Source organism: Dietzia sp. DQ11-71, from assembly GCF_014144995.1.
Taxonomy (GTDB): Bacteria; Actinomycetota; Actinomycetes; order Mycobacteriales; family Mycobacteriaceae; genus Dietzia; species Dietzia kunjamensis.
This window is the reverse complement of sequence record NZ_JAALDT010000385.1, coordinates 1-5,279: the sequence shown is the minus strand read 5'-3', so window position 1 is coordinate 5,279 and position 5,279 is coordinate 1. Positions and strand designations below refer to the sequence as shown.

Genomic DNA, 5,279 nt, shown 5'->3' with positions numbered 1-5,279 from the left:
GACTCCCGGGCGGGCCCGCGGGAGTCGCGGTCGGCCGGGCGGCGGCCGGAGCCGGTCCCGGTGGGGGCGCCGACGCGTCCGCCAGCGCTCTCCGGGATCCCGAGATCGGACCGCAGGTGCGGGGACGTCGAATAGGTCTCGGCGGGCTCACCGGACCCGAGTCCGAGGGCCTTGTCGATCAGGCCCCACCGGGGCAGGTCGTCCCAGTCCACGAGGGTGACGGCGACACCCGTGCGTCCGGCGCGGCCCGTGCGGCCGATCCGGTGCACGTAGGTCTTCTCGTCCTCCGGGCACTGGTAGTTGATGACGTGGGTGACATCGTCGACGTCGATCCCGCGGGCCGCGACATCGGTGGCGACGAGGACGTCGACGTCACCGGAGCGGAACGCCTTGAGGGACTTCTCACGCGCCCCCTGGCCGAGGTCGCCGTGGATGGCGCCCACCCGGAAGCCGCGCTCCGCGAGATCGTCGGCCAACTTCTGGGCGGTGCGCTTGGTGCGGCAGAAGATCATGGTGGCGCCACGGCCCTCGGCCTGGAGGATCCGGGAGACCACCTCGGGCTTGTCGAGCGAATGGGCCCGGTAGACGTACTGGGTGGTGTTCTCGTGCGTGGCGCCGGAGTCGGCGGCCTCGGCGCGGATGTGGGTGGGTTTGGTGAGGAAGGTGCGGGCCAGGGTGATGATCGGGCCGGGCATGGTGGCCGAGAACAGCATGGTCTGGCGCTTCTCCGGGACCATGCGCAGCAGCTTCTCGATGTCGGGCAGGAAGCCCAGGTCGAGCATCTCGTCGGCCTCGTCGAGGACGAGGGCCTCGACCTTGCCCAGCACGAGCTTCGACTGGTTCGCGAGGTCGAGCAGGCGGCCGGGGGTGCCGACGACCACGTCGACGCCCTTCTCCAGGGCCTCGGTCTGCTGCTCGTACGGCGTTCCGCCGTAGATCGCGAGGACCTTGAGCGGGCGGGTGCCGGACCCGGAGGCCGCCGGCGCGGTGAGGCCGGTCGCGGCGATCTTGAGGTCCTGGGTGACCTGGACGCACAGCTCGCGGGTGGGGACGATGATCAGCGCCCGGGGGGTGCCGTCGAGCGTCCTCGTCGCCTCGCCGGTGGCGATGCGGTGGAGGAGCGGGACGCCGAACCCGTAGGTCTTGCCCATGCCGGTCCGGGCCTGACCGATGAGGTCGGATCCGGCCAGTGCCAGCGGGAGGGTGAGTTCCTGGATGGCGAACGTGTGGGTGATCCCGCGCTCGGCGAGCGCGGTGACGATCTCCGGGCGGACGCCGAGCTCGGCGAAGCTGGGGGAGGAGTCGGAGGACGGGGCGTCGACGACGGCGGTCGTCGTGGCCATGCCGTCGACTTCTTCGGTGGTGACATCTGTGGTGGACAGGGCGGTGCCTTTCTCGTCTCGCGCGCGGATGGTTCGGGCCGCACAAGGTCCGGCCTCGCGAGCGGGGCGCGCGCACATTTCCACGGGACCTGTCACGCCCGGCGCCGGAGCGATCCGGACCCGGGGAGTGATCCACGTGCACACATCCTATCCCGTGCCGCCGCCTTTCGAGCGCGTCGGGCTAGCCTGGACCGCACGCACCGCCGATGACGGCGTGACATGCGCCTACGACGAGAAGGGCAGGCACCGTGGAGGTCAAGATCGGCATCGCCGACAGCAACCGTGAGCTCGTGTTCAAGACCGGGATGACGCCGGAGGACGTGTACAAGCGCGTCGAGGCGGCCCTGACCGCGGAGGCCAAGGCGGTACTCGAGCTCGAGGACGAGAAGGGGCGCCGTTACCTCGTGTCCACCGATCGGGTGGCGTACGTCGAGATCGGCGAGACCGCGCGCCGCGCGGTCGGGTTCCTCTCCTGAGGGAGTGAACCCCGGGCCGGGGTCCGCCCTCGCGGCCCCGACCCCCGGGGGTCAGGCCTGGTCGTCCGAGTCGGTCCGGTCCCCTCCGTGACGCGGGATCTTGGACAGGCCGCCCCAGCACAGCGTGACCGTCGTCGAGACGGCGTCCGCGCGGGGGATCGGTCGGCCGGCGTCGAGCCAGTGTCCGGCGCTGACCCGGCTGGCCCCGACCAGTCCGACGGCCAGCAGTCGCGAGCGGTGGGCGTCGAGCCCGGAGTCCCCGCGGACGAGGTCGTGGACCGCGTCGATGCACCCGTCGGTGGCCCTGTCGAGTTCCCGCCGGACGTCCTCATCACCGGACTCGGAGTAGAAGACCAGCCGGAACCCGCGGGTGTCGGCGTCGGCGTACGCGAAGAACGTGTCGACGGCCGCCTCGACCCGGCGCCGGTTGTCGGAGGTCGAGTCCAGCGCGGCACGGATGCGCCCGAGCAGTTCGTCGACATGGTGGCGCAGCACCTCGATGTACAGATCGCGCTTGGAGTCGAAATGCTGGTAGAGCACCGGCTTGGAGACGCCGGCCAGGACGGCGATGTCATCCATCCCGGAGGCGTGGAAGCCCTGGTCGACGAACACGGTCCCGGCGGCGTCGATCAACTGGCTGCGCCGGGCCCCGCGGGGGAGTCGGGCCGCTCGGGTGCGGCCCGGTGCGGCCGGGAAGGGTCCGTCCGGGCTCGTCATCTGCTGGCTCCTTCTCCGCCCGGGCGGGAGTCGACAGGCGTCCGGGCCAGACGGACAATACCCGCAGCCGCGGAGTGCGGGCGGAGGCGCCTCACCCCTCATGTGGGATCGTGTAGGCCTTGACTTCAGGAGTGGACGTGGAGGTGTACGGATGAGCGACGGCCGTCGCCGGACGCCGGGCGGTGCGGACGCCGAGGGTCGTCAGCGACCCCCGTACTACCCTCCGCACGGCGAGCCGCTGCGCGCGCCGTGGGACCCGCAGGAGTCGACCCCGGGGCGCCGCCGGTCGGTGCCCGGATCCCGGGACCACCTGCGTCGGCAGACCCCGGTCGGCAGGTTCTTGGCCACCTGGGGCTGGCGCGCGTACGCGATCCCGGTGCTCGTGGTGCTCACCGCCCTGGTGATCGGGGACGCGATCGTCTCGCCGGGCGCGTCGGACGAGGACCGGGTGGTCCGGGCGGAGGAGACCCCGGCCGTGGTCGGGGTGCCCGCGGCCGGTGAGGTCCCGCCCAGTGGTGAGTTGCCGGAGGGCGGCTCCTTCATCGGGGCCGCGAGCGGGGAGTTCAGGATCGTGCCCGGCGGCACCGATCCGGTGGGACGCCCGACGGCCGAGCAGTTCAGCTACACGGTCGAGGTCGAGGACGGGATCGACACCGTCGACTTCGGCGGGGACGACTCGGTCGCCAGGATGGTCGACGCGACCCTGGCCAACCCCAAGAGCTGGACGGCCGACGGCGCCGTCGCGTTCCGGCGGATCGCCGGGGACGAGCCCGCGTTCCGGGTCTCGCTGGCGAGCCCCATGACGGTCCGCGAGAACTGCGGGTACGACATCGAACTCGAGGCGAGTTGCTACAACTCGGCCACCGGGCGCGTGTACCTCAACCTCGCGCGCTGGGTGCGGGGAGCGAGGTCGTTCCAGGGCGACATCGGGTCCTACCGGCAGTATCTGGTCAACCACGAGGTCGGCCACGCGATCGGCTACCCGGCCCACGAGCCGTGCCCCGCGGACGGCGCACTGGCGCCGATCATGATGCAGCAGACGTTCGGCGTGAACAACGGCGACATCCACCAGTTGGATCCCGAGGGCGTGGTCCCGGACAACGACGACACGTGTCGATACAACGCGTGGCCGTTCCCCGGCGGACCCCCGGTGGCGGGATGACCGCCGCGGGCGGACCGGGGGACCGCGGCCTTCCCCCGCTGGTGGACCCGGTACCGGAGCTGACGAGGGACGAGCGGGAACGGTACTCGCGGCACCTGTTGCTCGGCGCGATCGGCGACGAGGGGCAGCGTCGCCTGCGCGCCGCGTCGGTGTTCGTCGTGGGTGCCGGCGGCCTGGGTGCCCCGGTGCTCATGTACCTCGCCGCGGCGGGTGTCGGGCGGATCACGGTCGTCGACGACGACGAGGTGGACCTCGGCAACCTGCACCGGCAGGTGATCCACTCCGTCGGGGCCGTGGGCCGACCCAAGGTGGACTCGGCGAGGGACCGCCTGGCCGAGTTGGCGCCCGGGGTCCGGGTCGACGCGATCCACGCCCGACTCGACGCCCTGAACATCGAGTCGCTTCTCGAGGGCCATGATCTGGTGATCGACGGCAGCGACAACTTCGCGACCAGGTACCTGGTCTCCGACGCCTGCGAGATCGTGGGGATCCCGCTCATCTGGGGGACCATCGACCGCTTCCGGGCGCAACTCGCCGTGTTCTGGTCGCGCCCACCGGCGCCCGCCGACCCGGTGACCCTGCGGGACCTCTACCCGTCCCCACCGCCTCCCGGGTCGGTGCCCAGCTGTGCCGAGGCCGGGGTCGTGGGTGCGTTGTGTGGCACGGTCGGGTCGATGATGGCCATGGAGGCGGTCAAGCTCGTCACGGGAGCGGGCCGGCCCCTACTCGGACGCCTGGTCCTGATGGATCTGCTCGAGTCGACCCACCGGGCGGTGACGATCCGACCGGACCCGTCGAGGGAGCCGGTCACCCGACTGCCCGACGGGGCCGACGACGTCTCCTGCGAGATGCCGGCGGCCGGGCCGGCGGCCGTGCCGGTCGTCACCGCCGCCGAGCTCGCGGAGGAGTTGACGCAGGCGGGGTCCCCCGGCGCTGCCGCCCCGGTCCTCGTGGACGTCCGCGGGGCGGGTGAGCGGTCCATCGCCCGGATCGAGCCGTCGGTGTGGGTGCCCCTGGACTCGGTCGCCGAGGACGCCGCGGACCCCACCGGTGTCCTCGGTCGCGCCGCCGCCCGGGGGCGCCTGGTCCTCTACTGCAAGTCCGGTGTGCGCTCCGCGCGCGCCGCCACGACCCTGTCCGGGGCCGGATTCACCGGCGTTCGGTCGTTGGCGGGCGGAATCGACGCGTGGACACGCGACGTCGACCCGTCCCTGCCCGGGTATTGACCGAGGAGGTGGGTAGCGTGGGCGGCGTGAACGATGCGAGGGTCCCCGAGCACGTCCGTGGCGCGTTCGGCGTGACGGACGGCCCGGCCGTCCCCGTGGTCGCCGGCTCCGGGACCGGCTGGCTGGTGTCCACCTCCGGTGCCGCCGTCGTGCTCCGCCCCGTCGCGGACACGGCGCTGGCGAACTGGTCCGCCCGGGTCCGGGAGGAACTGGACGTGACGGGGCTACGGGTGGCCCTCCCCGTCCGCTCGACCGATGGACGCCACGTCGTGTCCGGCTGGCGCGCCGACCGGGTGGTGTCCGGTCGCCCCGAGGC

The 5,279-nt window shown here is 72.5% G+C and carries 5 protein-coding genes and 1 pseudogene; 4 read left to right on the top strand and 2 right to left on the bottom strand.

Going from position 1 to position 5,279, the window contains the following annotated elements; all coding sequences use genetic code 11:
- Window positions 1–1,343 (bottom strand): DEAD/DEAH box helicase (locus G6023_RS13055; RefSeq protein ID WP_241727857.1); only part of this gene is annotated, 1,343 nt, incomplete at its 3' end.
- A gap of 287 nt (window positions 1,344–1,630) precedes the next feature.
- Between G6023_RS13055 and G6023_RS13050 the strand changes: the two genes are divergently transcribed.
- Entirely contained in the window at window positions 1,631–1,858 is a 228-nt protein-coding gene (locus G6023_RS13050; RefSeq protein ID WP_067712332.1) for a DUF3107 domain-containing protein, read from the top strand.
- Between the two features lie 51 nt (window positions 1,859–1,909).
- Here the strand turns inward: G6023_RS13050 and G6023_RS13045 are convergent, their stop codons facing one another.
- Window positions 1,910–2,575 carry a TetR/AcrR family transcriptional regulator gene (locus tag G6023_RS13045; RefSeq protein ID WP_182635902.1) on the bottom strand — a complete coding sequence of 222 codons (666 nt, stop codon included), beginning with the start codon at window positions 2,573–2,575 and terminating at the stop codon, window positions 1,910–1,912.
- Window positions 2,576–2,726: 151 nt separating this feature from the next.
- On the opposite strand from G6023_RS13045, the gene G6023_RS13040 reads away from it, so the two are divergent.
- The 3 genes and pseudogenes from G6023_RS13040 to G6023_RS13030 all read left to right on the top strand — a co-directional run.
- On the top strand, window positions 2,727–3,737 hold the full coding sequence (locus G6023_RS13040; protein ID WP_182635899.1) for a DUF3152 domain-containing protein: 1,011 nt from the start codon (window positions 2,727–2,729) through the stop codon (window positions 3,735–3,737).
- On the top strand, window positions 3,734–4,963 hold the full coding sequence (locus G6023_RS13035; protein WP_182635897.1) for a ThiF family adenylyltransferase: 1,230 nt from the start codon (window positions 3,734–3,736) through the stop codon (window positions 4,961–4,963). Before G6023_RS13040 ends, G6023_RS13035 begins: the two co-directional genes overlap by 4 nt.
- A gap of 26 nt (window positions 4,964–4,989) precedes the next feature.
- Window positions 4,990–5,279 (top strand): annotated as a pseudogene (locus G6023_RS13030) (TIGR02569 family protein); the annotation flags it as partial.

Coding starts and splice junctions, on each gene's coding strand:
- G6023_RS13040 (WP_182635899.1), top strand. CDS start 2,727: ATGAGCGACGGCCGTCGCCGGACGCCGGGCGGTGCGGACGCCGAGGGT.
- G6023_RS13045 (WP_182635902.1), bottom strand. CDS start 2,575: ATGACGAGCCCGGACGGACCCTTCCCGGCCGCACCGGGCCGCACCCGA.
- G6023_RS13035 (WP_182635897.1), top strand. CDS start 3,734: ATGACCGCCGCGGGCGGACCGGGGGACCGCGGCCTTCCCCCGCTGGTG.